Source organism: Salipiger abyssi, from assembly GCF_017311415.1.
GTDB classification, from domain to species: domain Bacteria; phylum Pseudomonadota; class Alphaproteobacteria; order Rhodobacterales; family Rhodobacteraceae; genus Salipiger; species Salipiger abyssi_A.
Map to the genome: position 1 here is coordinate 41957 of NZ_JAEKIS010000019.1, position 24249 is coordinate 66205.

The 24249-nt window shown below is 63.6% G+C and carries 28 protein-coding genes and 1 tRNA gene; 7 read left to right on the top strand and 22 right to left on the bottom strand.

Going from position 1 to position 24249, the window contains the following annotated elements:
- Positions 1-83: 83 nt before the first annotated feature.
- From I6N89_RS20485 to I6N89_RS20500, 4 genes are read left to right on the top strand one after another with little or no spacing between them, the layout of a single operon-like run.
- Positions 84-275 (top strand): hypothetical protein, encoded by a 192-nt coding sequence (locus I6N89_RS20485; RefSeq protein ID WP_207020281.1) that lies wholly within the window; start codon positions 84-86, stop codon positions 273-275.
- Positions 275-535: a hypothetical protein gene (locus tag I6N89_RS20490; protein ID WP_207020282.1), complete on the top strand. Its 261-nt coding sequence runs from the start codon at positions 275-277 to the stop codon at positions 533-535. Before I6N89_RS20485 ends, I6N89_RS20490 begins: the two co-directional genes overlap by 1 nt.
- Complete coding sequence (locus I6N89_RS20495) at positions 528-1253, top strand: hypothetical protein (RefSeq protein WP_207020283.1); 726 nt, start codon at positions 528-530, stop codon at positions 1251-1253. Before I6N89_RS20490 ends, I6N89_RS20495 begins: the two co-directional genes overlap by 8 nt.
- A complete protein-coding gene (locus I6N89_RS20500; protein WP_207020284.1) occupies positions 1253-1753 on the top strand; it encodes a hypothetical protein in 501 nt (166 codons plus the stop codon). The genes I6N89_RS20495 and I6N89_RS20500 overlap by 1 nt, the downstream gene beginning before the upstream one ends.
- A 69-nt stretch (positions 1754-1822) precedes the next feature.
- Here the strand turns inward: I6N89_RS20500 and I6N89_RS20505 are convergent, their stop codons facing one another.
- Positions 1823-2464, bottom strand: a complete 642-nt coding sequence (locus I6N89_RS20505; RefSeq protein ID WP_207020285.1) for a hypothetical protein — start codon at positions 2462-2464, stop codon at positions 1823-1825.
- Positions 2465-2715: 251 nt separating this feature from the next.
- Positions 2716-2792 (bottom strand) — tRNA-Met (locus I6N89_RS20510).
- Between the two features lie 164 nt (positions 2793-2956).
- Between I6N89_RS20510 and I6N89_RS20515 the strand changes: the two genes are divergently transcribed.
- Positions 2957-3358, top strand: a complete 402-nt coding sequence (locus I6N89_RS20515) for a hypothetical protein (RefSeq protein WP_236016754.1) — start codon at positions 2957-2959, stop codon at positions 3356-3358.
- 40 nt (positions 3359-3398) lie between these two features.
- Here the strand turns inward: I6N89_RS20515 and I6N89_RS20520 are convergent, their stop codons facing one another.
- From I6N89_RS20520 to I6N89_RS20580, 13 genes are all read right to left on the bottom strand, one after another.
- Complete coding sequence (locus I6N89_RS20520) at positions 3399-4706, bottom strand: ATPase (protein ID WP_207020287.1); 1308 nt, start codon at positions 4704-4706, stop codon at positions 3399-3401.
- 108 nt (positions 4707-4814) lie between these two features.
- On the bottom strand, positions 4815-5312 hold the full coding sequence (locus I6N89_RS20525; protein WP_207020288.1) for a prepilin peptidase: 498 nt from the start codon (positions 5310-5312) through the stop codon (positions 4815-4817).
- Positions 5313-5316: 4 nt separating this feature from the next.
- The gene (locus I6N89_RS20530) at positions 5317-6177 is read right to left on the bottom strand and encodes a tetratricopeptide repeat protein (protein ID WP_207020289.1); all 861 of its coding nucleotides are present in this window, start codon (positions 6175-6177) and stop codon (positions 5317-5319) included.
- A gap of 30 nt (positions 6178-6207) precedes the next feature.
- Positions 6208-6765 carry a tetratricopeptide repeat protein gene (locus tag I6N89_RS20535; RefSeq protein WP_207020290.1) on the bottom strand — a complete coding sequence of 186 codons (558 nt, stop codon included), beginning with the start codon at positions 6763-6765 and terminating at the stop codon, positions 6208-6210.
- A 4-nt stretch (positions 6766-6769) separates the two neighbouring features.
- Positions 6770-7744: a type II secretion system F family protein gene (locus I6N89_RS20540; protein WP_207020291.1), complete on the bottom strand. Its 975-nt coding sequence runs from the start codon at positions 7742-7744 to the stop codon at positions 6770-6772.
- Positions 7745-7757: 13 nt separating this feature from the next.
- Positions 7758-8723, bottom strand: coding sequence for a type II secretion system F family protein (locus I6N89_RS20545; protein WP_207020292.1), 966 nt, complete (start codon positions 8721-8723; stop codon positions 7758-7760).
- 3 nt (positions 8724-8726) lie between these two features.
- Positions 8727-10160, bottom strand: a complete 1434-nt coding sequence (locus I6N89_RS20550; RefSeq protein ID WP_207020293.1) for a CpaF family protein — start codon at positions 10158-10160, stop codon at positions 8727-8729.
- Positions 10161-10175: 15 nt separating this feature from the next.
- Positions 10176-11405 (bottom strand): AAA family ATPase, encoded by a 1230-nt coding sequence (locus tag I6N89_RS20555; protein ID WP_207020294.1) that lies wholly within the window; start codon positions 11403-11405, stop codon positions 10176-10178.
- A 207-nt stretch (positions 11406-11612) separates the two neighbouring features.
- A complete protein-coding gene (locus I6N89_RS20560; RefSeq protein ID WP_236016755.1) occupies positions 11613-12272 on the bottom strand; it encodes an OmpA family protein in 660 nt (219 codons plus the stop codon).
- A gap of 23 nt (positions 12273-12295) precedes the next feature.
- Entirely contained in the window at positions 12296-13714 is a 1419-nt protein-coding gene (locus tag I6N89_RS20565; protein WP_207020295.1) for a type II and III secretion system protein family protein, read from the bottom strand.
- A 208-nt stretch (positions 13715-13922) separates the two neighbouring features.
- Positions 13923-14780, bottom strand: a complete 858-nt coding sequence (cpaB, locus tag I6N89_RS20570; protein WP_207020296.1) for a Flp pilus assembly protein CpaB — start codon at positions 14778-14780, stop codon at positions 13923-13925.
- A 218-nt stretch (positions 14781-14998) separates the two neighbouring features.
- Positions 14999-15196 carry a hypothetical protein gene (locus tag I6N89_RS20575; protein WP_328805910.1) on the bottom strand — a complete coding sequence of 66 codons (198 nt, stop codon included), beginning with the start codon at positions 15194-15196 and terminating at the stop codon, positions 14999-15001.
- Between the two features lie 114 nt (positions 15197-15310).
- Positions 15311-15520, bottom strand: coding sequence for a Flp family type IVb pilin (locus I6N89_RS20580; protein ID WP_207020298.1), 210 nt, complete (start codon positions 15518-15520; stop codon positions 15311-15313).
- A gap of 360 nt (positions 15521-15880) precedes the next feature.
- On the opposite strand from I6N89_RS20580, the gene I6N89_RS20585 reads away from it, so the two are divergent.
- A complete protein-coding gene (locus tag I6N89_RS20585; protein ID WP_207020299.1) occupies positions 15881-16699 on the top strand; it encodes a lytic transglycosylase domain-containing protein in 819 nt (272 codons plus the stop codon).
- Positions 16700-16785: 86 nt separating this feature from the next.
- On the opposite strand, the gene I6N89_RS20590 is transcribed toward I6N89_RS20585, so the two are convergent.
- From I6N89_RS20590 to I6N89_RS20600, 3 genes are all read right to left on the bottom strand, one after another.
- Positions 16786-18201, bottom strand: coding sequence for an FAD-binding oxidoreductase (locus tag I6N89_RS20590; protein WP_207020300.1), 1416 nt, complete (start codon positions 18199-18201; stop codon positions 16786-16788).
- A 123-nt stretch (positions 18202-18324) separates the two neighbouring features.
- A complete protein-coding gene (locus I6N89_RS20595; RefSeq protein WP_207020301.1) occupies positions 18325-19149 on the bottom strand; it encodes an MBL fold metallo-hydrolase in 825 nt (274 codons plus the stop codon).
- A gap of 130 nt (positions 19150-19279) precedes the next feature.
- Entirely contained in the window at positions 19280-19789 is a 510-nt protein-coding gene (locus I6N89_RS20600) for a DUF2938 domain-containing protein (RefSeq protein WP_207020302.1), read from the bottom strand.
- A 72-nt stretch (positions 19790-19861) separates the two neighbouring features.
- Between I6N89_RS20600 and I6N89_RS20605 the strand changes: the two genes are divergently transcribed.
- Positions 19862-20287: a helix-turn-helix domain-containing protein gene (locus I6N89_RS20605; RefSeq protein WP_207020303.1), complete on the top strand. Its 426-nt coding sequence runs from the start codon at positions 19862-19864 to the stop codon at positions 20285-20287.
- A 6-nt stretch (positions 20288-20293) separates the two neighbouring features.
- Here the strand turns inward: I6N89_RS20605 and I6N89_RS20610 are convergent, their stop codons facing one another.
- From I6N89_RS20610 to I6N89_RS20625, 4 genes are read right to left on the bottom strand one after another with little or no spacing between them, the layout of a single operon-like run.
- A complete protein-coding gene (locus I6N89_RS20610) occupies positions 20294-20878 on the bottom strand; it encodes a GNAT family N-acetyltransferase (RefSeq protein ID WP_207020304.1) in 585 nt (194 codons plus the stop codon).
- A complete protein-coding gene (locus I6N89_RS20615; protein ID WP_207020305.1) occupies positions 20878-22140 on the bottom strand; it encodes a M16 family metallopeptidase in 1263 nt (420 codons plus the stop codon). Before I6N89_RS20615 ends, I6N89_RS20610 begins: the two co-directional genes overlap by 1 nt.
- Complete coding sequence (gene thrC / locus I6N89_RS20620; protein WP_207020306.1) at positions 22137-23525, bottom strand: threonine synthase; 1389 nt, start codon at positions 23523-23525, stop codon at positions 22137-22139. Before thrC ends, I6N89_RS20615 begins: the two co-directional genes overlap by 4 nt.
- Positions 23526-24203 carry an SURF1 family protein gene (locus tag I6N89_RS20625; RefSeq protein ID WP_207020307.1) on the bottom strand — a complete coding sequence of 226 codons (678 nt, stop codon included), beginning with the start codon at positions 24201-24203 and terminating at the stop codon, positions 23526-23528.
- Positions 24204-24249: the final 46 nt, after the last annotated feature.

The following is a 24249-nucleotide window of genomic DNA, read 5'->3' on the forward strand; positions in this document are numbered from 1 at the left end:
GACGGGTTCAGGCAATGGAAAACGCAGCACCTACAGCGGCATGGGGCAACACCCCCCACCCCCAAGAGGGGAAAGCCCGTCGTGTGCGCGTGAAGCTGGATAGCGTGACCGACGCCCGCAAGGAAATGGCGAAGCTATACCGCGAAGCCCGCGCCGGGAAAATCGACGTGCAGGACGCAAGCCGCTTGGCAAACATTCTCATGCTTATAGGTCGCATGATCGAAGGCAGCGACTTTGAGCGCCGCCTAGAAGCCCTTGAAGCGGGGGAACGGTAATGGCCTGCCCCGCAATCGCCGCACGCCTGAAACGGCTGGAAACCCGCAACCGACCGCCCGTCCGGGTTCACGGTTCCGTCGCGCGGTTCACGCCCCAAGGCCAGCTTATCGGCACCATGCCGAAGGGGCCGTGCATGATCGTGACCGACCACGGGTCCGACGACGAATGGCAGGCCGCGCTATTGGCGCAGCAAGCCCGACTTATCAACGAAGCAAGCGAAACAATCGCAGAAGAAGAAGGAAATAGGCACAATGCGTAGCGTCATGGGAAGCCCCGCAATCGGGCACGCAGAAGGGAATAGCGTTCATCTTGTCCCGTCGCGGGCAAACACGATCCAGAATTTGCGCACAAACACTTGGCTGCGCATCAAGCTTGGCGACCCGGCGAAGCTTCCGAGCGTGAAGAACGATCTTGAAGCCCTGTTTTCCAAGGTCACGGCGACGACCGAAAAGGCGCAGAAGCTAGCGGGCGACCGGACGCGCAACAAGGCGCAACAGCACATGGCCGCGCACGAACTTGCCGTGCAGCTTTCCAGCGACCTGCGGCGTCACGCCCAAATTTTCGGGAAGAAGGCCAATGAACTCAAAGACGACGGGCAGGCCGTCGCCGACGAAATCTTGGGACCGCGCGATAACTATGGCTATCTGCAATCCGAAATCCGGGGCTGGATCAGGGACCAAATCAAGACACCGGAAGGGATGCAGAAGGTATCCAACGCCTACAAGGTGGATTTGCAGGTCGCATCCACCATCTATTCTTCGCCGTCGTTTCTCATGGATATGACCGACCAATTGCATTCGACCATGCGCTTGAAAGCCGTCGAACTTTTCGCGCCGTCGGGCTTCAAGCTGTTGAATGAAGGTGTCGAACTTGCCGACAAGGTGCAGAACTACGAACGCGTCGTAGGCGACGTGCATTCGTCGTATTACTCGCACGAAGTCGTTGAAGCGGCACAGGCAAGCCGCGTCGAAGTCTAATGACCGCCGCGACGGACATAGCAAAGCTGGTCGCATGGATTGCGGCCAGTAGCCCGGCGAAGCGGCCCGCGCCGATGCACGGCTATGTGCAGGTGCCGCCCTATGCGTGCCTGTGGCCGATTGACCCCGCCGTTGCGGCCTATCCCGATTGGAGCGGGCTAGGGGAGCGCCAGTTGCCCTTGTGCGTGCCCACAGCAGCCCTAGCCGCCCCGGTGATGGATCAGCGCCTAGGCTGGTCCTGTGCGGCCCTGCCAGCCGTTTCCGAGCGCCTGCACCATATCATGCACCATGTGCCGGAAAGCCGATGGGACGTGCCCACCTGCCTAGCTGTGGGCATCACTTCGCCCGCAACCACGATCAACGCCGCCCTTGCCGCCGAAGGCTTGGCCGTAGACCTGACCGAAACCGCCTTGCTTGCCGTGCCGCTCTATACCGTTACCGCGTCGGATCGTGCCCGCACCCTTGAAGTCTGCCGCAGCACCTACGCCGTCGCCGTCTGACATAGCTACCCGAAGTGCCAAGGGCAACTGACCCCGGTTCGCGTTCAACGACGCAGCCGGGGTTTCTTTTCATTCGTCAGGCGCAGGACGCGGCGGGATATACGAAACTGGCCCCATTGTCTCAGCCCCTTCAAAGTAGAAAAGCCCAAATTCGTCGGCAAGTTTTTTGATAGCACTAGACTTCCAAATCACTTTCGGCCCGCCGTGGTTGATAGCCCAAGCAACCATTCCCGGCTTTGGGTCATCTATCATCAGGTCAAACCAAACCTTTTCATCGGGCTTCCAAACCACATTGTCGGGCAGCAATGCTTTGAGGAAAGGCGCGCACCTTGCAATGTCGCACCAAACTTCGGCAAGCGTGTCCCTCAAACCGACGTCTCTACTGGACATTGTGACAAGTCGATAAACCATCGCCGCCCACATGAACCAAGCGAACCGACGCATATTGATCTCATCTCTAGCGGCAGACTGTTTTTCAGCGCATTCAATGATGAAGTCATCTATCGAGAATGCCGAACCCTGTTGCTTTGCAACGTTGTGCATCGCGCCGACAATTGGAATCAGGTTTTGATACGCTACAAGCACATGCGCTTTTGTCGCGTTGTCCAATCCATCAAATAGTTCTTTGACGAAGTTCGCATAGTCAGCGTTCCCGCCGTTGAGTATTGCTCGCAACGGGTTCTCAGTCTTCTTTTTCAGGAACCCGAACATCAAATACCCCCGCATTTACAGCCATAGTGATCTAAGCACTTCGAGGGCGCGGTTGGGAAGAGTTTTCGGGCCGAACCCATGTCGTTCGACCGGACGGCGACCACAGAAGGGTGCGGCACGCGGTCACGTCTTCGTGAGCGCGTGCGGGGCTTTCGGGGCCGATTTAACGGCTGTCCGAACCTAGGCAATTCTTAGGCAGGGCGATTTTCTGCGAAATTTTCTTAGCTATTTCAATATGTTATAAGGGTAAATGGTAGCGGAGGAGGGACTTGAACCCCCGACACGCGGATTATGATTCCGCTGCTCTAACCAACTGAGCTACTCCGCCATACCGTGGAGCGGTGGGTATGATAGCGGGGGCAGAGCGTCAAGCAGAAAAATGCAGGGGCGGGCCGCAAAAGAAAGCCGCTCCGGACGGCGTGAAAAATACCTGCTCCTTGAGGCGGCAAAACCGTGTAGGATCGGGAGCCTGAGCCTTAGGGAGGAGGAATGATGAAACAGAAAGTCAGGTCTGTCGCGGTGGGTCTTCTGGTTGCGGGGGCATTGCCCGCGATGGCCGTGGCGCAGACGGTGAGCGACGTGCATTTCCCAAAGGGGCAATACGGCACGCATGTCAGCGGTCAGGTCACCGGCCACGATTACCACGACTACCGGCTGGGCGCGGGCGCGGGGCAGGAAATGTTTGTCGAGCTCGACAGCGGCGGCTCGGCCTATTTCAACATCCTGCCGCCGGGCAGCGACAATGTTGCGATCTACAACAGCTCGATCAATGGCAACGCCACCACGGTGACCCTGCCGGAAAAGGGCACCTATGTGATCCGCGTCTATCTGATGGGAAATGCCGAAGACAGCGGACAGACCGTGCCTTTTGAGCTCGACCTGTCGATCCAGTAGGCCGCACAGGGGAGATTGCGGGGCGGGATGCCCCGCAAGCCTATTTCACGATCTTTTCGTCGCGGACGAACATGTTGGCCCAGGCGCGGTCGACCAGCTCGGGCGTCATCTTGTAGGGCAGCCCTTCGAAATCGCACACCGCGATCATCTGATCGATCAGGAAGATTGGCTGATAGTTCGCATAGACATTGTTGATCGTCGGATATTTCGTCTTGAGCAGATGCACAAGCGAGGCTTCGTCGAGCTGCATCTTTCTCTTGCGGGCGACCAGCGCGAAGATCTTGAGGAAATCCTCTTGGTTCGGCCCGTCGATCTTGATCTTGAAGAAGATCCGCCGCAGCGCCGCCTTGTCGAAGATCTCGTTGGGGTGGAAGTTTGTGGAAAAGATCACCAGCGTGTCAAAGGGCACCTCGAATTTCTCGCCCGATTGCAGGGCGAGGATGTCCTTGTTCTCTTCCAGCGGCACGATCCAGCGGTTCACCAGCTTTTGCGGCGGTTCCGCCTGACGGCCGAGGTCGTCGACGATGAAGATGCCACCGGTGGCCTTGAGCTGAAGCGGCGCCTGATAGGTGCGCGCGGTGGGGTTGTAGACCAGGTCGAGCATGTCGAGCGACAGCTCGCCGCCGGTGATCACCGTGGGGCGCTCACACAGCACATAGCGCGTGTCGAAGCGCGTGGTGCGGCGCAGGCGCGAGGGGTCGTCCTCGGCGGATTCAGCGGCGGAATGCACGATCGGGTCGTAGACCGAGATCACCTGACCGGAATATTCGATGGCGCGGGGCACATAGATCTTGTCGCCCATCGCATCGCGGATGCCGTTCGAGATAGAGGATTTGCCGTTGCCCGGCGGGCCGTACATCAGGATCGACCGCCCGGATCCGACGGCCGGGCCGAGATGCGCGATCAGGTTTTCCGGCAGCACCAAATCGCCCATGGCGCCGACCAGCTGGTCGCGGGTGATCTGGACGTTGCGGATCGACTGGCGCTTAACCTGTTCGGCATAGAGATGCAGGGGCACCGGCATCGGGCCGAAATACTCCGATTGCGACAGCGCGTCGAGCGCGCGTGCCTTGCCGGAATCGGTAAGCTGATAGCTCATCTCGTTGCTGGCATTGGCGCTGAGCGTGCCCATCGCCTCCATAAGCCCCTGCGAGCGCCCCAGGTCGATAAGCTCCTGGGTGATGCCCATCGGCAGGCAGACCGCCTTGGCCAGCTCGCTCACCGTGTTGGCGTTCTTGCGGAAGATGGTCTTGAGCATGATGTCACGCATGAAGACCGATGAGAGGCTCATCTCATCCAGACGTTTCGGAGGAGGAGGCGCCATGACGGCGCTGGGTTCCATATTCATCTCTGCAAGGCCCCATTCGGATCTGTTGCCGTGTAAGAAACAACAGCTTTGTGGCAAGAGATGGGCCGGCCTTGGGAATTGCAGCGGCCTCCGCGCCGCGCGCAGGGGTCAGCTGCCGTAGAAAACGCCGAGGATCAGATAGAGCGCCAGCGTGCCGCCCAGGGCCATGCCCATGGGGAAGCGCTTGCCGCTCGACCAGCTTTTCCATTCGGGGGCGAGCCGTTGCAGCCCCGACCATTTCGCGATGCGGTGGCTCAGGAAGGCGGCCAGCAGCGTTGCGGCGAAGAGCGCGAGCAGAAAGCGCAGGTCGCCGACATGGATCATCGGCGCGGCGGCGGCGGCGAATTTCGCGTCGCCCGCGCCCATCACGCCGCCGGCGTTGAGTGCGATGCCCGCCACCAGAACCGCCGCGAAATGGGTGTAGCGCCAGAGATAGTCGTCGAAGGGCAGGGCGATCAGCCCGACCAGAACGAAGACGACGACGAGCGCCAGGTTGGCCTGGTTGGTGATCCGCAGCTCCCGCATGTCGGTAAAGCAGACATACAGGCAGAGCGGGATCACGAAAGGCGCGAACCAGAGCGCGGAGGCGGCGGAAATCGACAGCATCGGATCAGTTTGAAATGTTCGATTCCAGCGCGGCCAGCGCCGTCGCGGCCGCATCGAAATGTTGCGGATGGGTCTCGATCGCATCGCGCAGCAGCCCTTTGCCGATCTCGACATCGCCGCGCTTGACCGCCGAGAGACCCAGCGTGTGCAAGAGCTCGGCGCGTTCGACCTGGGTCATCTGCATGACCGGCAATGTGTAGTTGCCCTGGGCGCCGCGCGCCAGAACCAGATTGTTCTTTGCTGTGAACATCGACGGATCGTGGCGCAGCGTGTCGTAGAACATCTTTTCGGCGCCGGCATAGTCGCCGCGGCTCAGCTTGGAATAGCCCCAGTTGTTCAGCACCGGCGCGGGGCGCGTGGTGAGCCCCACGGCGGTCTCGTAAAAGCTGTCGGCCTTTTTCCAGTCCTTGTGACTGTCCGCGATCATCGCCTCCAGGCGGTAGCGCTGATAGGTCTCGTGGGTCGGGGGGATAGAGGTCAGAACCTGTTCGGCTTTTTCCCAGTCGTTATTGCGGATCAGCGCATCGGCGAGGGCCACGCGGTCCTCGTCGGTCGCCTCCTCATGCTCGACGACGCGGCCCCAGGCGATGGTGGCTTCCTGGCTGCGCTTTGCCCGTACCAGCGATTTGGCAAGGCCGCGCATCAGGTCGATCCGGCCCGGGTCGATCTTGTTGGCGCGCTGGAAATAGGCGGCCGCCTCCGTCGGGTCTGCTGCCTTGAGCATGACATCGTTCAGCCCGGCGCCGTCGATGGCGTTCACACCGGCGAATTCGCGGTCGACCGCGTCCTTGTCTATCGTCTTTTCACAGGCGGAAAGGGTGATAACCCCTGCGGCGCAGAGGATCACAAGGGTAGGGTGGCGCATTTGTTGCGTCCTTTTACTGCTCTTGCCTCATCAGCCGATGCGGTGGATCAGATAGGTTCCGCTGCCCCGCCGCTCGAGCCTGTATTCTTGTTCTTCGGCGTCAGCATAGCCCGGATTTTCAAATTTTGCGAGCGCCAAGCGCAGATTGTCGCGGATTGCGTCACTTTCGCCATTGTCGAGCGCGTAGGCACGCCGGAACACTTCCGCAGCCTCAGCGGTCTTTCCGCGTTCGATCAGCACGACGCCGAGATTGTTCCAGGCCTCTGCCCATTCGGGTTCCGCATCCACCGCCTTGCGCAGGAGCGTCTCCGACTGGTTCAGCCGCCCGAGCCCCAGATTGGCCGAACCCAGCGATGTCAGCACCTCTCCGGTCAGCCCGTGCTTGCCGGCGGCGCGGGTGTAGGCCTCGAGCGCCAGCTCGTATTCTCCCGCCTCCATCAGCTGATGGCCCACAATCAAGCCGTCCACCGCCTCGCCGCGCGGGTCGACGGCGGGCGCGTAGGTCGGGTTGTCGGACGCAAACGGGCCGCCTGTGGAACAGGCGGCCAGCAGCAGGCTCGTCAGGCAGGCGGTCAGGCCTAATTTCATCGCGTCACTTGAAGCTGATATTCCCGAGCTGTGTGATGCTCATCACCGACGGACCAACAAGAATGATCAGCAGCGGTGGCACCGTGAGCATCATAGTGGTCAGGGTCATCTTTGTCGGCAGTTTGTTTGCCTTTTCTTCGGCACGCATGACCCTTTTGTCACGCATTTCCGACGCATAGACCCGCAGCGCGTCGGCAATCGACGTCCCGAAGCTGGCCGCCTGGTTCAGAACGGTCACGAAAGAGGCAACGTCCTGCACGCCGCAGCGCTCACCCATGTCGCTGAGCACGCTGCGCTTGTCCTTGCCGGCCTTCATCTCGTGACTGATGATCTCGAATTCATCGGCCAGCGCCGGGTAGGAGGCGCGGATTTCTCTGGCAACGCGTACGATGGACTGGTCGAGCGACTGACCCGCCTCGACGCAGACCAGCATCATGTCGAGCGCGTCGGGAAAGCCTTCCTCGATCTGCTTCTTGCGCTCTTCGACGCGCTTGGTGATCCAGTATTTGGGCGCGAGGTAGCCGATGGCGCCGGGGCCGACGATGTAGATCAGCTTGGTTTGCAGCGTCGCGTCGGGGCCGTCCTTGAACAGAAAGTAATAGATCGTGCCCACGATCAGCAGCCCTATACCCAGCACCATCTGCGCCAAATAGTAGAGCCGCACCGCATCGCGGGTACGATAGCCCGCCTGCAACAGCTTGAGCCGCATCTGCCCGAGTTCCTCGGCGCTTTGCGGTTCGAGATACTGGGCGTATTTGTTGAGCTTTGCATGGCGGCGGTTGTCGCGCAGGATCGCTTTGGTTTCCGCGTCCATCCGGGCGCGACCGCTCTTGGCGAGCTTGTCCATCGGGTCGGGCTTCTGTTTCAGAAGCATCGGGATGGTGGCGAGGATCAGCAGAAGGGCCAGGCCCGCGACGACCATCAGCGGTCCCGCCGGGCCGAGCGCCTCGGTGATCATGGTTCCAAGTGTGTCGAACATGGCTGGGGCCTCTTCAGACTTTGATATTCACGAGCATCCGCATGACGATGATGTTCAACGTCAGGAAGATCGCCACGAGGAAACAGGCGGGAATGAACCAGGGGTGATCCATCACCTCGTCGTAGTAATGCGGGTCGGTCAGCTGGATGATCAGCAGCACGGCGACCGGAAAGCCCGAGAGGAACTTGCCCGACCATTGCGCCTCGGCGGTGATCGCCTTCACCCTGCGGAACAGCCGGAAGCGCGAGCGGATCACCTTGGCGAGCCCGTCGAGGATCTCCGCCAGGTTGCCGCCCGATTGCTGCTGGATCGAGACCGCCACGGCGAGGAAGCGCAGATCCTGCATGTCCAGCCGCTCGGCCATATGCTTGAGGCTTTCACCGATGTCGCGGCCATAGGTGGATTCGTCGGAAATCACGCCGAACTCGGTGGCCAGCGGATCCTTGATCTCGCGCGAGACGACCGCGATGGCCGAGCTGAACGGGTGACCCACCCGCAACGAGCGCACCATCAGTTCCACCGCGTCCGGAAGCTGTTCCTCGATCAGGGCAAGGCGTTTCTTGGCCTTGTGGTTGACCCACATGAACACGCCGCCGACGCCCATGCCGATCCCCATCACGAGGCGCACCGGCAGGCCGGCCTCGGTGCCGATGGTCAGGCCGAGAAAGGCAAAGACGCTGACACCCGCCATGATGCCGATCAGCTGGTTCGGAGTGAAGGCGAGGGCCGCCTTCTGCGCCCGGTCGGCGAGCAGCGAATAAAGCGGGATGCCGCGGCTTTCCAGGTGCTGGTCCATCTCCTTGCGGAGCTTGGCAAGCACCTGCTCGCGGTTGACGTTCTTGTCCAGCATCTCCAGCCGGCGGTTCACCCGGCTGTTGAGGCTGATAGAGCGCCCGAATGCCACGAGATAGACACCCTCGACGAGAACGAGGACGCCGAGGAAGATCAGACCATAGATGATCAGTTCTGCGGACAGCATGGCTTACTCCGGGCGGAAGGGTTCGTAGACCGACGGCGGGATATCGTAACCCCACATCTTGAAGCGCTCCGAATAATGGCTGCGCACGCCGGTGGCGGTGAAATGGCCGATGATCTTGTTGTCGGGTGTCAGGCCGACGCGCTGGAAGCGGAACAGCTCCTGCATCGAGATCACGTCGCCCTCCATGCCGGTGATCTCGGTGATCGAGGTCATCCGGCGCGAGCCGTCCTGAAGGCGCGAGGCCTGCACGATGAGGTTCACGGCCGAGGAGATCTGGCTGCGCATCGCCTTGAGCGGCATTTCCACGCCGGACATGGCGATCATGTTTTCCATCCGGCTGATGCCGTCGCGCGGGTTGTTGGCGTGGATGGTGGTCATCGAACCGTCATGGCCGGTATTCATGGCCTGAAGCATGTCGATCACTTCCTCGCCTCGCGTCTCGCCGACGATAATGCGGTCGGGGCGCATCCGCAGCGCGTTCTTGAGACAGTCGCGCGGCGTGACCGCACCCTTGCCCTCGACGTTTGGCGGACGGCTTTCCATCCGGCCCACATGGGTCTGCTGGAGCTGGAGTTCCGCAGTATCCTCGATGGTGAGGATGCGCTCGCTGTCGTCGATGAAGGAGGACAGCGCGTTGAGCGTGGTTGTCTTACCCGAACCGGTGCCGCCCGAAACGATCACGTTCAGGCGTGTGGCGACGGCGGCTTGCAGATATACCGCCATCTCTTCGCTGAAAGCGCCGAAATTAATGAGGTCGTCGATCGACAGCTTGTCTTTTTTGAACTTCCGGATCGACACCAGCGAGCCATCCACCGCAATCGGCGGGACCATGGCGTTGAAACGCGAGCCGTCGGCGAGACGGGCGTCGACATAGGGGTTGGATTCGTCGACCCGCCGGCCCACAGCCGAGACGATCTTGTCGATGATGCGCATCAGGTGGCGCTCGTCCTTGAACACCACATCCGAGAGCGTCAGTTTCCCCGCGCGTTCGATAAAGATCTGATGCGGCCCGTTGACGAGAATATCCGAGACGGTGTCGTCCTGAAGCAGCGTCTCAAGAGGGCCGAGCCCCTTGACCTCGTCATACAGTTCCTGGTTCAGCGTCGTGCGCTCTTCGCGGTTCAGAACGATGCTCTTGTCGTTCAGCGTCTCGGCGACGATGGCGCTGATTTCCTCGCGCAGCTCCTTCTCGCTGGCCTGGTCGATGGCCGCCAGGTTGAGGTTGTCGAGCAGTGCGCGGTGCAGTTCGAGCTTGATGTCGCCGAGCCGCTCCTTGCGCTTCTTTTCGCGGTCCTGCGGTTCGGCCTCGGCGGGCTTCTTTGCCATCGGCTTGCGCTGCGAAACCGGTTTTGGAGCTTTGGCCACGGGGGCCGGCCGGGGCGCTTCGGCGACCGGCGTGGCCTGCTTGACCGCGGTTTTTTTGTAACGTGAGAACATGGATCAGGCTCCTTCTCAGGCGGCTTCCGCATCGGTCTGGCCGATGCTGTGAAGCTCTGCCGCCAGTTTGGCGATATCCTTGCGCAGCGGGTTCTTGGGCGCGCTGGCTGCCAGCGGCATGCCGTGATCGCCGGCCATGGCCACGGCCTTGCCGCCATCGGGCAGATGCACGTCGAGGCGGATGCCGAGGCTTTCGGCCATGCGCTTGGCGCGGCTCTTGCCCTGAAGATCGGTGAATTTCGGCGCCCGGTTGAGCACAAAGCGCAGCTTGTCGATCGGCAGTTCCTCGGCCTGGAGCGCGCGCTTGAGCCGCAGCGTGTTCTGGGCCGAGCGCATGTCGAGTTCGAGGAGGGCGAAATAGACCTGTGCTTCAAGCAGCACGGTCTCTGTCCATTGCACCAGGGTGCCCGGCATGTCGACGACGACGTAGTCGAAATGCTCGCGGGCCACGTCGAGCAGGGCTTTCACTTCCTCTGGGGTGATCATGTCGAGCGGGATCACATCCGCCGGCGATGTCAGAACCTGAAGCTTGTCCTCAAAGGTCACCAGCGCCTGGCCGAAGCTGTCGCCGTCCATTGCGTCGATATCGCTCAGCAGTTCCAGCACCGCTTCGCGGCGCGGCAAATCGAGATAGGTGGCGACCGAGCCGAATTGCAGCCCGAAATCGAGCAGGCAGACGCGCGGCGCGTGGTCCTTGCTGATTGTGGCGAGCTCCCATGCGAGGTTGACCGCGAATGTGGTCGCGCCGCATCCGCCGCACATGCCCTGTGCGGCGATCAACACACCGTCGCCGCCGCCCGACAGCTGCACACCCTCGCGCGCCTGAGCCGCCGTCGGCCGCTGGCGCAGCCGCTCGACCGCGGCTGCCAGCTCGCCCTCGGGAAGCGGGTAGGGGACAAATTCGTCGGCGCCGCCGCGCAGCAGCTGGTGAAGTGCCGCCGGGGTCACATCCTCGGCGATCAGGACGACCTTCACATTGCGCTGCTTGGCGGCGGCGATCACCTCCGACAGCAGGCCAAGCTCGTCCTCATCCTCTTCGTCGATGGCAAGGGCAACGAATTCAATGCCTTGAGCGTCGGGCTGGCGCAGAAAGGCCAGCGCCTCGCCAAAGCCGAGATCGCCCCAGCCTTCGCCAAGCATGTCTTCCATATCCTCGATGAGAAGATCGAAATCCTGCACGTTCCGGCTGATCGTGCAGGCGACGATCGGGCTTGGATCGCTTTGCAGCGCAGTACTACTCGTCATTGCCTCTCATCCTTTACCTTTTAGGGCGGTCCCGGACGGCAAAGGTAAAGGCAGTCGAATAGGCTTTTACCCGCTTCCAGGGCCCTTGCTCCGAGTCGCCCCGGCGCAATTCTCCCTTCTCGGGTAAGATCCTTTAAAATGTGGGCAACATTTGGGCCGAAAAACCGTAATTGTACGGTATTGCCGGACGATATCAGTGCGGCGCGACTAGGAGTCGTCGCCGCCCCCGCCGGTGCCCGAAAGCGTGCTCGCTTGGGTGGCGCTGCGAACATATTCGCGATAAATCACCTCGGCATATTTGCCGTCGAGCACGTTGGGATGGCCTTTCACGAAGCCAGACACCTCGGTTACCGTGCGCCGGTTACGCCGTTCGCGCCCCTGGGTCACAATGAGCGGCTGCGATTCGCCGTAGGACACCACCGCTTCGAGCCGCGAACGCGAAATGCCCTGGCTGGCGAGATAGGCCACCGCAGCCTGAGCCCGGGCCATGCCCAGTCGCTTGTTGTAGCTGTCGGAGCCGACCAGATCGGTATGGCCATAGACGCGGAATCGCACTTCGGGGAACTGGCGGATCCAGTTGGCCTGTTCACGCAGCGTGTTGCGCGCGCCGACATCGAGCTGGGCGCTGTTGAAGGCGAAATTCACCATCGTCGGCACTTCCTGCGCGAAGCGCTTGCCGAGATCGAAGACATAGGCCTTTTCGCCGTTCATGATCTGGGTGTTGTTCATCGTGGCATTGCCGAAATCGCCGTTGTCAGCGACCGAGCCCGCCTCCTCGAAGAACTGGTTCCGCACCGGATCGGCGCCAGGGCCGCCGCAGGCCGCAAGGAGCCCAAGGCCAAGCCCGGCCACGCTATACCTGATCATTCTGCTGCGCCCCCGCATCGTCATCAGTCCATCACATAGCCATAAGAGCCGGTGAAATCCTGCTTGGCAACCTCTGCCGCGCCGCCGGATGTCGGGCTTCTTTCGTCGGATGCGGTGCGACCGAACAGGAACAGGTCTTTTTCGGTCGGCGGCCGCACGCGGTCGGTCGGCAGGGCCAGCGCCTCGCCCCGGGTCGGGGTGACGAGATGCGGTGTGACGATGATCACAAGCTCTGACTGTTCGCGCTGATACTCGGCGCTGCGGAACAGTGCGCCCAGAACCGGGATGTCGCCGAGCCACGGCACCTGGCCGTTGAGATCACGGAAATCGTCCTGAAGCAGGCCGGCGATGGCAAAGCTCTCGCCGTCACGCATCTCGACCGTTGTCGAAACCTCGCGGCGACGGAAGGCGTCGACGCTGAGCGAGTCGAGCACCACGCCGTTGGCGCTGTCGATCGAGGACACCGCGCCGATGAGCTCCAGATTGATCAGGTCGCCATCGACGACGCGCGGGATAAAGTTCAGCTCGACGCCGAAGGGTTTGTACTCGATCGTCACCACACCATCGCCCTGCGACACCGGAATAGGGTATTCGCCGCCGGCGAGGAATTTCGCCTCCTGCCCCGAAAGAGCGGTCAGGTTGGGTTCGGCCAGAGTGCGGGAAACACCTTTGCTTTCAAGGGCTTCCAGAAGAATTCCCACTTCGAGCCCGCCGGCGTCAAAGCCGAGGAGCAGGGCGCCCTGATCGTCGCCGCTGACCTCGACCGGACTGCCGAGCCCGTTATTGCCGCTCAGCCAGGTGCCGGTTTCGGTGGCGAGATCGACGTCATCGCCGAAGATCGTGCCGCCAAGCGCCAGCGACGAGCGCAGCGCCTTGGATACCGAGCGCTGCATCTCCGCGAAGCGCACCTTCAGCATCACCTGCTGGACGCCGCCCACGGTCATCAGATTCGAAACCCGTTCGGGCGCGTAGCGCTGGGCGAGATCGAGGGCCCGTTGAAGCTTTTGCGCGCTCGACACGGTGCCGGACAGGACGATGCCGTCATTCGCGGTGCGCACTTCGATTGTCTCGTTGGGCAGGATCTGGCGCAGGCGTTCCTTGAATTCGGTCACATCGGCGGCGACGCGCACGTCCACATTGGTGATCAGCTGGCCATTCGCGTCGAAAATCGAAAGCGTCGTCGTCCCGGGCGTTTTGCCCAGCACATAGATGGTGCGGTCGGACAGCGACGAGATATCAGCGATGTTGGGGTTGGCGATAGACAGTTCCGCGAAAGGCGATCCGCTCTCGACAACCACCGCGCGGTTCATCGGCACGCTCAGAACGCTTTCGGTGCCGGTTCGGACAACTCGCAGGTTTTCCGCCTGAGCGGGGAGGGCGAGCGGGCTCGCCACCAGAGTCAGCCCGCAAAGGGCCGCCTTGAGAAACTTGTCAATTGTCATGTGACCTGCCTTTCGATCACGCCTCGGAAGCAGGTCTTGGCGCCTGCATTTCCCGCGACTTTGCGTCAGTTTCGGTTTTTTTGCAAGAATCAAAGGCTTCGGCGCCGTCCCTTATGTGGGTATCTCGCAACATGCTGCGTTGCAGAGCTGGCGGCAGCGCGCGAGGCGCCGTTGGGCGCCTCGCGTTCAAGTGTCTGAATTCGTTAACTCAGTTTGTGCAGGGGATCGGGATCTCGACGACCTCGGACCCGCGCCGCACACGGGTGGTGCAAACCTCTGCGGCCTGCCTCTGGGCCTGCTGTTCGATCTCTCCGAGCCCCAGCAGCGAACGCTGATCCACCTCGATGACATCGGCCACCGTCTCGTCATTGGTTCCCATCAGCGAGAGCGACAGCCGGCCGGTGCTCTGCGCCTGCGCCAGCCCAGCCACCTGTTGCGGGCTGATTGCCACGGTCACGGTGCGCGCGATCGACGCGTTGGCACTGTCTGCGACGGCCGTCTGGTCGATGGCGATGAGGCGGATGCCGGTTTCGATCAGACGGGTGACATCGCCGCGCGGCAGGTTGGGGTCGCCGCCGGGCATGCGGCCCGTCCAGTAGATATCGACACGGTCTCCGGGGCGCAGAAACCCCGACACACCCGAGGTCACATCGACCTTGATGGCAAAGGCACGTTCTCCGGTTTTCAAGCGCGAGGTCAGACCGGCATCGCCGCCGGGTTCGCTCACGCGCGTGTTCAGTACCGCGTCGAACTTGTCCATGGCATGCAGAACCACGCGCGGTTCGTCGCCGTCGGAGAAAAGCGGGCTTTTCTCATCGAAAATACCCGCAGGCATGATCTCCGTCGGCCACGGCGCAAGGCGCACATCTTCTTCGGTGATCACTTCGCCGTATTTCAACGCGCGGGTCGCCACATAGATCGGATGGGTCGGTACTGCTTTCACAGCCTTCTGACGCTCGTGCTGGAGCGCGTTCTGATATGCGCCAAACTGCTTTTGCGCCAGATGAACGGCAAAGCCGGCAAGGCCCAGGCCCGCGATCAGCACAAGTCCGAATACCAGTCGCATAATTCTACCTCTCGGGTTTCGCCTTGGGATGCGCGCCATCGTTTACGAAGCGCGGTCAATTCCCTGACTAGTCGATGATTATGGCCATAAGTGGGCCGCCGCGTAGCGGTTTCTGGGCGAGCGCGGTGGCTTGCCTGTCGACGGTCCGGCCGGTCCCAGAACGCAAAAGGCCGCTTCGAATTCGAAGCGGGCCTTTTGCGATTCATTGCTCAGCAGGGCTATTCGGGCGTTTCTTCGGTGGGGAACAGGCGCGCCTGTTCTTGTGCCATTGCCCCTCCGGCGGCCTCATCCATCGCCGCACTGTTGTCGCGGATCTGGTAAAAGGAGATCGCCGACATTACGACCACCGACGCGGTCAGGATAACCCAGTCGACGGTCACGGCGCCGGACTCATTCTGGAAAAAAGTTCTCAGCATCCGAAGCATTTCCAGACCCTCAATACCGAACCGGTCACATTTCGTCTTGTCTGTTCAGCGGGTTCCCGCCGGACCGGTTCGAGCCGGTCCGGCGGTGAAAATGACGGCTGTCTATCAGTCCGGTGCGGTGTAGTCGGTGCCGAACAGCGTGGTGCCTTCGCCCTGGATGGCAGTGCCGGCGGCGGAGATCATGGCGTCCGAGTTGTCGGAAATGGTGGTGTAGGCGCCGATCGCCATTGCGACCACGGCTGCGGTCAGCACGACCCAGTCAACCGTCACAGCACCGTCTTCGTCGTTGCGGAAGTTTTTGATGAAATTCAGCATGTCTCTCTCCGTAGGTAAGATATTGTCTTCTGTTGCTCACATCACCGCGTCGGACCGTTGTCTGGGCCTCTCTCATTGCCCCGTCCCGCTGCGGTATGAGGAGATATAGCCCCCGGAATCAGGCAGGAATTGGGCACAATTGGTTTGATTTTGTAGTTTGACGGGAATTTTGCCGGGGGGCGAGGTAAGTCATTGAAATGTAAAGTTTTAAAAATCTATTTTCCTGAATATTAGTAGTTCGCGCGTTGTTTTCCGGCGAAAATGGCACGGCACTGCATCGATTATGTCAACGATGTTGGCCCAAAGCGGCCTTTGTGTCAGACTGGTCGCAAAGAGAACAGACCAGAGGCAGGTCGAGCGATGTTCCGAACCATGGGTCTGATGGCGCTAGTGGCCGTCTTCTGCGCCGGTGTGCTGCCGGCGGACTCTCCGCCGCCTTTTCCGGAGTTTTCCGCCAAGCGCGTGAAACCGCCGAAACCGGGCGCCAAAAAGCGGGTCACGGTACAGATCGCGCCGGTTTCAGGAACGAAACCGGCGGCGCCGGTCGCGGAGAACGCCGCGCCCTCCGGTCGCGCCGGCGGGGAGGGCTCGTTCCCGTGGTTCTGGGAAACGGTCTCCCCGACGCTGGCGGCGAGCGGGCCGGGGCGGCTGGAACCGGCGTTGGTCAAGCTTTCTGCGCCGCCGCAGGGCCGCGGCGTGGCGGCGCCGCGGCTTCAGGATCTCCAGGGGCTGGCGCAGGCGCATGGCATTGAACTGCTGAAATCCACCGTGGGCACCCGCGTCTCGCCGGCGCTCGCTCTGGCGGTGATGTCGGTAGAATCGGGCGGGCGCGCCGATGCGGTGAGCGGTGCCGGCGCGCAGGGGCTGATGCAGCTGATGCCGGCCACCGCCAAACGCTTCGGCGTGCAGGATGCCTTCGACCCGGCGGACAATATCCGCGGCGGCGTGGCCTTTCTCGACTTCCTGATGCAGACCTTCGACGGCGACCCGATCCTGGTGCTGGCCGGCTACAATGCCGGCGAGAATTCGATCCCCAAACACGACGGTGTGCCGCTCTATGCGGAAACCCGCGATTACGTGCCCAAGGTGCTGGCCGCCTTCAGCGTGGCGCGGGGCCTCTGCCTGACCCCGCCGCAGCTGATCTCCGACGGCTGCGTGTTCCGCCTCGCCGCGAACTGACCGGTGCGCGCGCCCGGGCTTTCATCTTTCGATAAATACTCCAGCGCCCTCTCCATCCCGGCAGGACGTCCGGGCAGCGGCGCCGGTCAGCCGCGCAGAACCGCACCGGGGTTCATGATGCCCCTCGGGTCCAGTGCCGCTTTGATGGCGCGCATCGCCGCCAGTTTTGCCGGATCGCCGTAACGCTCCAGATCCTCGACCTTGAGCCGGCCGATGCCGTGCTCGGCGCTCACCGAGCCGTCCATCTCATGCACCAGATCGTGCACCGCATGCTTGATCTCGTCGCGCTGGTTGACATGCTCCTCGCGCCGCTGGCCCGGCGCGGGAAAGACATTGTAATGCAGGTTGCCGTCGCCGAGATGGCCGAAACAGTTGATCCGGAACTCCCCCAGCCGCGCCAGCATCGGCGCGCCACGGTCGATGAACTCCGGCACCGCGCCCAGCGGCAGCGAGATATCGTGCGAGGCGATGGCGCCGATGACCCGGTTGGCCTCGGGGATGCGCTCGCGGATCGCCCAGAAATCCTGACGCTGCTGCTCGGACTGCGCAACGATCCCGTCGATGACCAGATCTGCCGCGAACCCGGCGGCGAACAGCGCCTCCAGCGCCGCCTCCGGGTCGAGCCCGCGCGCCAGCCCCAGCTCGACCAGAACGCACCAGTCCGGCGGCTCGGGCCAAGGCTGGCGCAGCTCCGGCAGCGCCTCGGTCAGAAAGTCGAGCCCCTGACGCGAGATCAGCTCGAAGGCGCTGATGCCCTCGCCAAGCTGGTCGCGGGCGATGGCCAGCAGCTCCAGCGCGGCGGCGGGGCCTGCGACGGTAAAGAGCGCGGTGCCGGTGGCGGCGGGGATCGGCGCGAGCTTCAGCGCGGCGGCGGTGATCAGTCCCAGCGTGCCCTCGGCGCCGATCAGCAGGTTGCGCAGATCGTAGCCGGTATTGTCCTTGCGCAGCCGTTTCAGCCCGTGCCAGACCGTGCCGTCCGGCAGCACCGCCTCGAGCCCCAGAACCTGGTCGCGGGCATTGCCGTAGCGCAGTACGTTGACGCCGCCGGCATTGGTCGCCAGCAGCCCGCCGATGCGCGCGGTGCCCTCCGAGGCGAGGGAGAGCGGAAACAGCCGTCCGGCCTCGCGCGCGGCCCGCTGCACATCGGAGAGCACCGCGCCCGCCTCGGCGAGCGCGACGTTTTCCTGCGGATAGACGGCGCGGATCGCGTTCATGCGCTCCAGCGAGATCAGCAGCGGCGCCGGGCCTTCCGGTGCGATCTGGCCGCCGACCAGCCCGGTGCCGCCGCCGAAGGGAAGGACGCCGACCCGCGCATCGTTGCAGGCCCGCAGGATGGTTGACGCCTCATCGGAGCTGCGGGGCAGGGCGACCCAGCCCGAGCAGCCGTGCCAGCGCCCGCGCGGTTCTTCGAGATAGCGCGGCTCGGCGCGGCGCAGGGTGTTGTCGGGCAGGCGGGATGCAAGACGTTCGGCAAAGCCGTCATCGGCGGGGGTCAGGGTCATGGTCGGTCCTCTCGGCGGCAGAGTGGTCCGGTTTTGCGGCGATGCCAAGGGGAGCGGTGTGCAAATCTTTTGATGAAAAGATTTGCAAATTCTTTTCAAAGAATTTGCCTCGCTGATCCCGGATCAGTCGCGCAGCCAGGCCGGTTGCAGTACCACCACGGTCGGGCGCGGCGGCAGATCGCGCAGGCTGACCACCAGCTCGGCTCCATTGCGCCTGTCGATGGCGAATGTATCGGAGACATCGTCGAGAAACCGGCTCAGCGACTGGCCGGAAAACCAGTGCATCGGCAGGATGATCGAGCTCTTCAGCCGCTCCACCACCCGCACCATCGCGTCGAGCCCCATGGTATAGCCGCCATCCACCGGCACCATCAGCACATCGAGCCGCCCAAGTGCCGCATATTGCGCATCGTTGGGTTCGTGATGCAGGTGCCCGAGATGGCCGATGCAGAGCCCCTCGACCTCGAAGACGAAGATCGAATTGCCCTTCTCCTCGACCCCGCCCATGGCCGAGCGGATATCGGTCGAGACATTGCGCACCAGCATTTCGCCGAGGTCGAGATGATGCTCGATACCTTCGCCGAACGCGCCCCAGCCGGGCAGCACATGCGGGATCGCCGGGTCTGGATTGGCGGTCCAGTGGGTGCCGTGGGCGTGGTTCATCGTGACGATATCGGGGATCAGTTCGGTATTGCCGATGAACCCGGTGTAGTCGGTCACCGCCTCCAGCCCGCCGCGCGTCTGGATCAGGAAACTGGCATGGGCGATATACTGGATGCGCACCGAGAACTCGGGCACCGGATCGGTCCAGGCGGCCTTGTGCAGGTAGCGCAGCCCGGGATCGGCATCGGCGATGGCGATGCAATGGGACGGGCGTCTCTGCTGCTGCGCGCTCGCGGGCAGGGCGGCGGTCAGCAGCAGGCTCAGGATCAGGCCGAGGCGCAGCATGGGCGGGTCTCCTTGTTGCGTGGGCTCAGCCTAGCAGGGAAACCGCGCCGCGCATCTGACATTTGCGTTGGTGCGGCGCGGTGCGCCGCAGGGGGAGTATTTTTCGGAAAGATGAAGGCCGGGGGCTGCGTCAGCCGGGCAGCGTCATGGCGAGGCCGGTGAGCCAGAGGCCCGCGCCGAAGGAGAGATGGCTGACGGCGCTGCGGCGGCGGGCGAGCCAGGGGGCGGGTGTGTTGCGCGCCGCGAGCCCGGCGCCGAGGCAGGGCTGGAGCAGCAGAAACGGCGCGGCCAGTGTCAGCAGCCCGAAGCCGAGCGCGGGAAGCGGCGTCGGGGCCGCGAGCCAGCCGGGTGTGACGATCCAGAGAAACAGTGCGGCGAAGGCGATGCCGGTGACATAGTGCAGCGCCCAGCCCAGGGCGCGCTCGCCGGGGATCTGCGGGCTTTGCGCGATGGGGCGGTGGACCAGCCGGCCCCGGGGCAGATGGCCGAGCCAGCGGCCCAGCAGCGCGTAGTCGAGACCGGATATGCCCAGCACGCGTTTGCGGACAAGCGCGGTCAGATCCATGACCAGCGTCGCGCCGATGCCCAGGATCAGGGCCGAGAAGAGCAGGGTGAAAAGGTTGGGGGCGGGGGTCGGCATCGTGACGGGCTCCTTGCAGAATCAGGCGATGCCCGTCGATATGCCACTTCAAGTCAACTTGAGGTCAAGCCCATGCTCGACATTGCCGAGGTCGCGCGGCAGAGCGGCATTCCCGCCTCGACGCTGCGCTATTACGAGGAGCAGGGGCTGATCCGCTCCGCCGGGCGGCGGGGGCTGCGGCGGATCTTCGAGCCCGATGTGCTCACCCGGCTGTCGCTGATTTCGCTCGGGCAGATCGCCGGGTTCTCGCTGGCGGAGATCGCAGAGATCCTGCGCGATCACGAGGCGCCGGCGATTGCGCGCGAGCGGCTGCTCGACAAGGCCGATGCGCTGGATCTGCGCATCCGCGAACTGACCGCGCTGCGCGACGGGCTACGCCATACCGCGCGCTGCACCGCGCCCAGCCACTTGGAATGTCCGAGCTTTCGCCGGCTGATGCGCGTGGCGCTCGCCCATGCCGCGCGGCGCAGGCGGGCGGCGGCGAGGGCGGCGGATTAGGTCCGCTCAGCCCACCTGGGTCTTGCCGCGCCGGTCGCCGCGCAGCGCCGCATAAAGCACATGGGTGCGCCAGCGCCCGTTGATCTGGAGATAGCTCTGCGCCACGCCCTCGTATTTGAAGCCCGAGCGCTCCAGCAGCCCGCGCGAGGCGACATTCTCCGGCAGGCAGGCGGCCTCGATCCGGCTCAGGTCGAGCCGTTCGAAAGCGTGATGCACCAGTGCCGCAATGGTCTCGCGCATATAGCCCTGGCGCGCATAGGGCTGGCCGGTCCAGTAGCCCAGCACCCCCGATTGCGCCGGGCCGCGGCGGATATTGTCGAGTGTGATGGCGCCCAGGAGCTGCTCGTCCTCGCGGCGGAAGATGAAGAGCGGTATGGCCGTGCCGCCGGCGATGGAGCGATTGGCCCAGTAGACCCGGTTGGTAAAGGCGCGACGGGTGAGGTGATCGGGCGCCCAGGAGGGCTCCCACGGTGTCAGGTAGCCGCGGCTCTCCACGCGCAGCGTCACCCAGTTGGTGAAATCGCCGTGCTGCGGCGGGCGCAGCACCAGCCGCTCGGTGTCGAGCCGGAGCTTGCGCCGCCTCGCCAGCATCACGCCGCCCGGCGGGCCTGCAACGCCTCCAGCCCCGGGGCGCCGCTGACCGGCCCGTAAAGCGCCAGCGCCGCCGGGGCGCGCGCCGCCATGTCTTCGGCAAAGAGCCGCACGTCGCCGGTGGTGACGTTGTCGATCCGCGCCACGGTTTCCTCGATGGGCGGCACCTTGCCCCAGATCTGCACCATGCGCGCCATGCGCTCGGCGCGGGAAGACGAGCTTTCCAGCCCCATCAGCAGCCCGGCCTTCATCTGGGCGCGGGCACGGGCGATTTCCTCGGGGCTGAGATCCTCGGCGGCGCGCTTCATCTCGTCGATGGTCAGCCCCGCCAGCGCGGCCAGTTCCTCGCCGCTGGTGCCGGCATAGATCGTGGTCAGCCCGGTATCCGCATAGGCGCCGGTCTGTGCGAAGATTGTGTAGCAGAGCCCGCGCTTCTCGCGGATCTCCTGGAAGAGGCGCGAGGACATGCCGCCGCCGAGCGCGATGGCATAGATCTGTGCGGTGTAGAAGCCCGGATCGCGATAGCCCGGCCCGTCGAAGGCGAGGGCGAAATGCGCCTGTTCCAGCGCTTTCTCGTGGCGGGTCTCGCCGCCGATGAAGCGGGCGGGCTCGGGCGCGGCGGCACGGCGCGGCGCGAGATCGCCAAAGATCGCCTCGGCCTGTTCCACCAGCGCCGCGTGATCGACGGCGCCTGCCGCCGACAGGATCATCTGATCCGGCCCGTAATGCTCGGTGACGAAGGTTTCGAGATCTTCGCGCCCGAAGCCGCGCACATTGGCCGCCTCGCCGAGGATCGTGCGCCCCAGCGGCTGGCCCTGATAGGCGCGCTCCTGCAACCAGTCGAAGATCACGTCGTCGGGGGTATCCAGCGCCTGGCCGATCTCCTGAAGGATCACATGGCGCTCGGTCTCGATCTCGCGCCCGTCGAACACCGGGTTGAGCAGGATGTCGGAGATCACGTCCATCGCCAGCCTGGTGTCGTTCTCAAGCACGCGGGCGTAATAGGCGGTCACCTCGCGCGAGGTATAGGCGTTGATATAGCCGCCGACATCCTCGATGGCCTCGGCGATCTGCAAGGCGCTGCGGGTCTTGGTGCCCTTGAAGGCCATATGTTCGAGGAAATGCGCGACGCCGTTCTGTTCGAGCCGCTCGTTGCGACCACCGGCGGTGACCCAGATGCCGAGCGAGGCCGATTGCAGCCCGTCCATCGGCTCGGAGACGATGCGCAGGCCATTCTTGAGGGTGGTGAGTTCTACGGTCACTTGGCAAGACGCTCCCGGATGAGGGTTTCCAGCGCGCCGAGATCGTTGGCGACGCGGGTGACGCGCTCGGGGCGGTCGAAGAGATCGGCCATGCGCTCGGGCAGGGGCGGGCGGATGCCGCTGGCTTTTTCCACCGCGTCGGGGAATTTCGCCGGATGCGCGGTGGCCAGCGTGATCATCGGGGTGTCGGGCACCCGGTGCTCCTCGGCCACCTTCACGCCGATGGCGGAATGCGGGCAGAGCAGCTCGCCCATGGAGGCATGCGCCTTGGCGATGGTGGCGAGCGTTTCCTCTTCCGAGGCGCGGCCACTCTCGAAATGCTCGCGCAGGGCCTGCAACGCGCCCTGGCTGACGTTGAAGCCGCCGTCTTTCAGCTCGTCCATGAGCTGCGCCACCGCATTGCCGTCGCGCCCGTAAGCGTCGAAGAGGGCGCGTTCGAAATTCGAGCTGACCTGAATGTCCATGCTGGGGCTGATCGAGGGGAAGACTTCGCCCTTGGCATAAGAGCCCGATGAGAGGCAGCGGTGCAGGATGTCGTTCTGGTTCGTGGCGACCACCAGCCGGTCGATGGGCAGGCCCATCTTCTTGGCGATATAGCCGGCGAAAATGTCGCCGAAATTGCCGGTCGGCACGGTGAAGCTGACCTTGCGGTCGGGCGCGCCCAGCGACACGGCGGCAGAGAAGTAATAGACCACCTGCGCCAGCACCCGCGCCCAGTTGATCGAGTTCACGCCTGCCAGCCGCACCTCGTCGCGGAAGGCGAAATCGTTGAACATGTCCTTGAGTTTGGCCTGGCAGTCGTCGAAATGCCCGTCGAGCGCCAGCGCGTGCACATTGGCCTCGGGCGGCGTGGTCATCTGGCGCCGCTGCACCTCCGAGACGCGGCCATGCGGGAAGAGGATGAACACATCCACCGCGTCCAGCCCCTTGAAGGCCTCGATGGCCGCCGAGCCGGTATCGCCGGAGGTGGCGCCGACGATGGTCACCCGCTCGCCGCGCCGGGTGAGGGCCTCTTCGAAGAGCTGCCCGATGAGCTGCATGGCGAAATCCTTGAACGCCAGCGTCGGGCCGTGGAACAGCTCCAGCAGGAAATGCCCCGGCGCCAGCTGCACCAAAGGCGCGCGGGCGTTGTGGCCAAAGCCCGCATAGGCCCTGGCGATCAGATCGCCGAAGGTCTCGTCGGAAAAGCTGTCGCCGACAAAGGGCCGCATCACGCGAAACGCGGTCTCCTCATAGCTCAGCCCGTGCAGGGCGCGGATATCGTCTTTGGACATCTCGGGCACGGTCTCGGGCACGTAGAGCCCGCCGTCGCGGGCCAGCCCGGACAGCATCGCTTCTTCGAAGCTCAGCGACGGCGCCTGGCCGCGGGTGGAGATGTAGCGCATTCAGGTCTCTCCGGTCTTTCTCTGCCGCGCGATGTAATAGGCGGTCATGATCAGCCACACCACGGCCAGCGAGAACCAGGTGATGGCATATTGCAGGTGATCGTTCGGGATGCCGCTGGTGTCCACCGGCAGCGGGTCGATCTCGGGATCTTTCGGATCGGTGGCGCGCGCGATGACCAGCAGCGGCTCGGTGCCCAGCTCTTCGGCCATGGCGCCGATATCGCGGGCGAACCAGATATTCGCGGCAACGTCGTTCTCGGGCGTCGCGGAATTGCGGTCGTCGGGCCAGTGCAGATTGCCCTGCACCTCCGCCGGGCCGGTGCGGCGCGGGGTGTCCTTGAATTCGTCGCGGGTAAAGCCGCGGTCGAGCAGGATCAGCCGGTCGTCTTCGGTGAGGAAGGGCGAGACGATGCGGTAGCCGGCGCCGATCTGTTTCTGGCTGACCAGCACGCGGATCTCTCCGGGCAGGATCTCTCCGCTGAGCTCCACCGGCTGATAGCGTTGCTCTCCGGGAGAGATCATCACCGGCAGCGGTTCGGGATCGCCGGAAATCCGCGCCTCGATCTCGGCCAGCACGCCCTGTTTCCACTCCAGCCGCTGCATCTGCCAGATGCCGAGCCAGACAAGAATGCCGGCGCCGATGAGTCCGAAAAGCAGGGGGGCGATGAAACGGGTCACGCGGGCTCCGCAGGGGTGAATGTGACGCCTGCTTTATCGCGGGGAT

Excerpts from the sequence above, each read along its gene's own strand:
- I6N89_RS20540 (WP_207020291.1), bottom strand. The coding sequence starts at position 7,744 with ATGTTCGACACACTTGGAACCATGATCACCGAGGCGCTCGGCCCGGCG.
- I6N89_RS20505 (WP_207020285.1), bottom strand. The coding sequence starts at position 2,464 with ATGTTCGGGTTCCTGAAAAAGAAGACTGAGAACCCGTTGCGAGCAATA.
- cpaB (WP_207020296.1), bottom strand. The coding sequence starts at position 14,780 with ATGCGACTGGTATTCGGACTTGTGCTGATCGCGGGCCTGGGCCTTGCC.
- I6N89_RS20515 (WP_236016754.1), top strand. The coding sequence starts at position 2,957 with ATGAAACAGAAAGTCAGGTCTGTCGCGGTGGGTCTTCTGGTTGCGGGG.
- I6N89_RS20590 (WP_207020300.1), bottom strand. The coding sequence starts at position 18,201 with ATGACCCTGACCCCCGCCGATGACGGCTTTGCCGAACGTCTTGCATCC.
- I6N89_RS20500 (WP_207020284.1), top strand. The coding sequence starts at position 1,253 with ATGACCGCCGCGACGGACATAGCAAAGCTGGTCGCATGGATTGCGGCC.
- I6N89_RS20530 (WP_207020289.1), bottom strand. The coding sequence starts at position 6,177 with ATGCGCCACCCTACCCTTGTGATCCTCTGCGCCGCAGGGGTTATCACC.
- I6N89_RS20490 (WP_207020282.1), top strand. The coding sequence starts at position 275 with ATGGCCTGCCCCGCAATCGCCGCACGCCTGAAACGGCTGGAAACCCGC.
- I6N89_RS20545 (WP_207020292.1), bottom strand. The coding sequence starts at position 8,723 with ATGCTGTCCGCAGAACTGATCATCTATGGTCTGATCTTCCTCGGCGTC.
- I6N89_RS20520 (WP_207020287.1), bottom strand. The coding sequence starts at position 4,706 with ATGAATATGGAACCCAGCGCCGTCATGGCGCCTCCTCCTCCGAAACGT.
- I6N89_RS20495 (WP_207020283.1), top strand. The coding sequence starts at position 528 with ATGCGTAGCGTCATGGGAAGCCCCGCAATCGGGCACGCAGAAGGGAAT.
- I6N89_RS20525 (WP_207020288.1), bottom strand. The coding sequence starts at position 5,312 with ATGCTGTCGATTTCCGCCGCCTCCGCGCTCTGGTTCGCGCCTTTCGTG.
- I6N89_RS20575 (WP_328805910.1), bottom strand. The coding sequence starts at position 15,196 with ATGCTGAGAACTTTTTTCCAGAATGAGTCCGGCGCCGTGACCGTCGAC.
- I6N89_RS20560 (WP_236016755.1), bottom strand. The coding sequence starts at position 12,272 with ATGATCAGGTATAGCGTGGCCGGGCTTGGCCTTGGGCTCCTTGCGGCC.
- I6N89_RS20555 (WP_207020294.1), bottom strand. The coding sequence starts at position 11,405 with ATGACGAGTAGTACTGCGCTGCAAAGCGATCCAAGCCCGATCGTCGCC.
- I6N89_RS20550 (WP_207020293.1), bottom strand. The coding sequence starts at position 10,160 with ATGTTCTCACGTTACAAAAAAACCGCGGTCAAGCAGGCCACGCCGGTC.
- I6N89_RS20535 (WP_207020290.1), bottom strand. The coding sequence starts at position 6,765 with ATGAAATTAGGCCTGACCGCCTGCCTGACGAGCCTGCTGCTGGCCGCC.
- I6N89_RS20610 (WP_207020304.1), bottom strand. The coding sequence starts at position 20,878 with ATGCTGGCGAGGCGGCGCAAGCTCCGGCTCGACACCGAGCGGCTGGTG.
- thrC (WP_207020306.1), bottom strand. The coding sequence starts at position 23,525 with ATGCGCTACATCTCCACCCGCGGCCAGGCGCCGTCGCTGAGCTTCGAA.
- I6N89_RS20580 (WP_207020298.1), bottom strand. The coding sequence starts at position 15,520 with ATGCTGAATTTCATCAAAAACTTCCGCAACGACGAAGACGGTGCTGTG.
- I6N89_RS20565 (WP_207020295.1), bottom strand. The coding sequence starts at position 13,714 with ATGACAATTGACAAGTTTCTCAAGGCGGCCCTTTGCGGGCTGACTCTG.
- I6N89_RS20585 (WP_207020299.1), top strand. The coding sequence starts at position 15,881 with ATGTTCCGAACCATGGGTCTGATGGCGCTAGTGGCCGTCTTCTGCGCC.
- I6N89_RS20605 (WP_207020303.1), top strand. The coding sequence starts at position 19,862 with ATGCTCGACATTGCCGAGGTCGCGCGGCAGAGCGGCATTCCCGCCTCG.
- I6N89_RS20600 (WP_207020302.1), bottom strand. The coding sequence starts at position 19,789 with ATGCCGACCCCCGCCCCCAACCTTTTCACCCTGCTCTTCTCGGCCCTG.
- I6N89_RS20595 (WP_207020301.1), bottom strand. The coding sequence starts at position 19,149 with ATGCTGCGCCTCGGCCTGATCCTGAGCCTGCTGCTGACCGCCGCCCTG.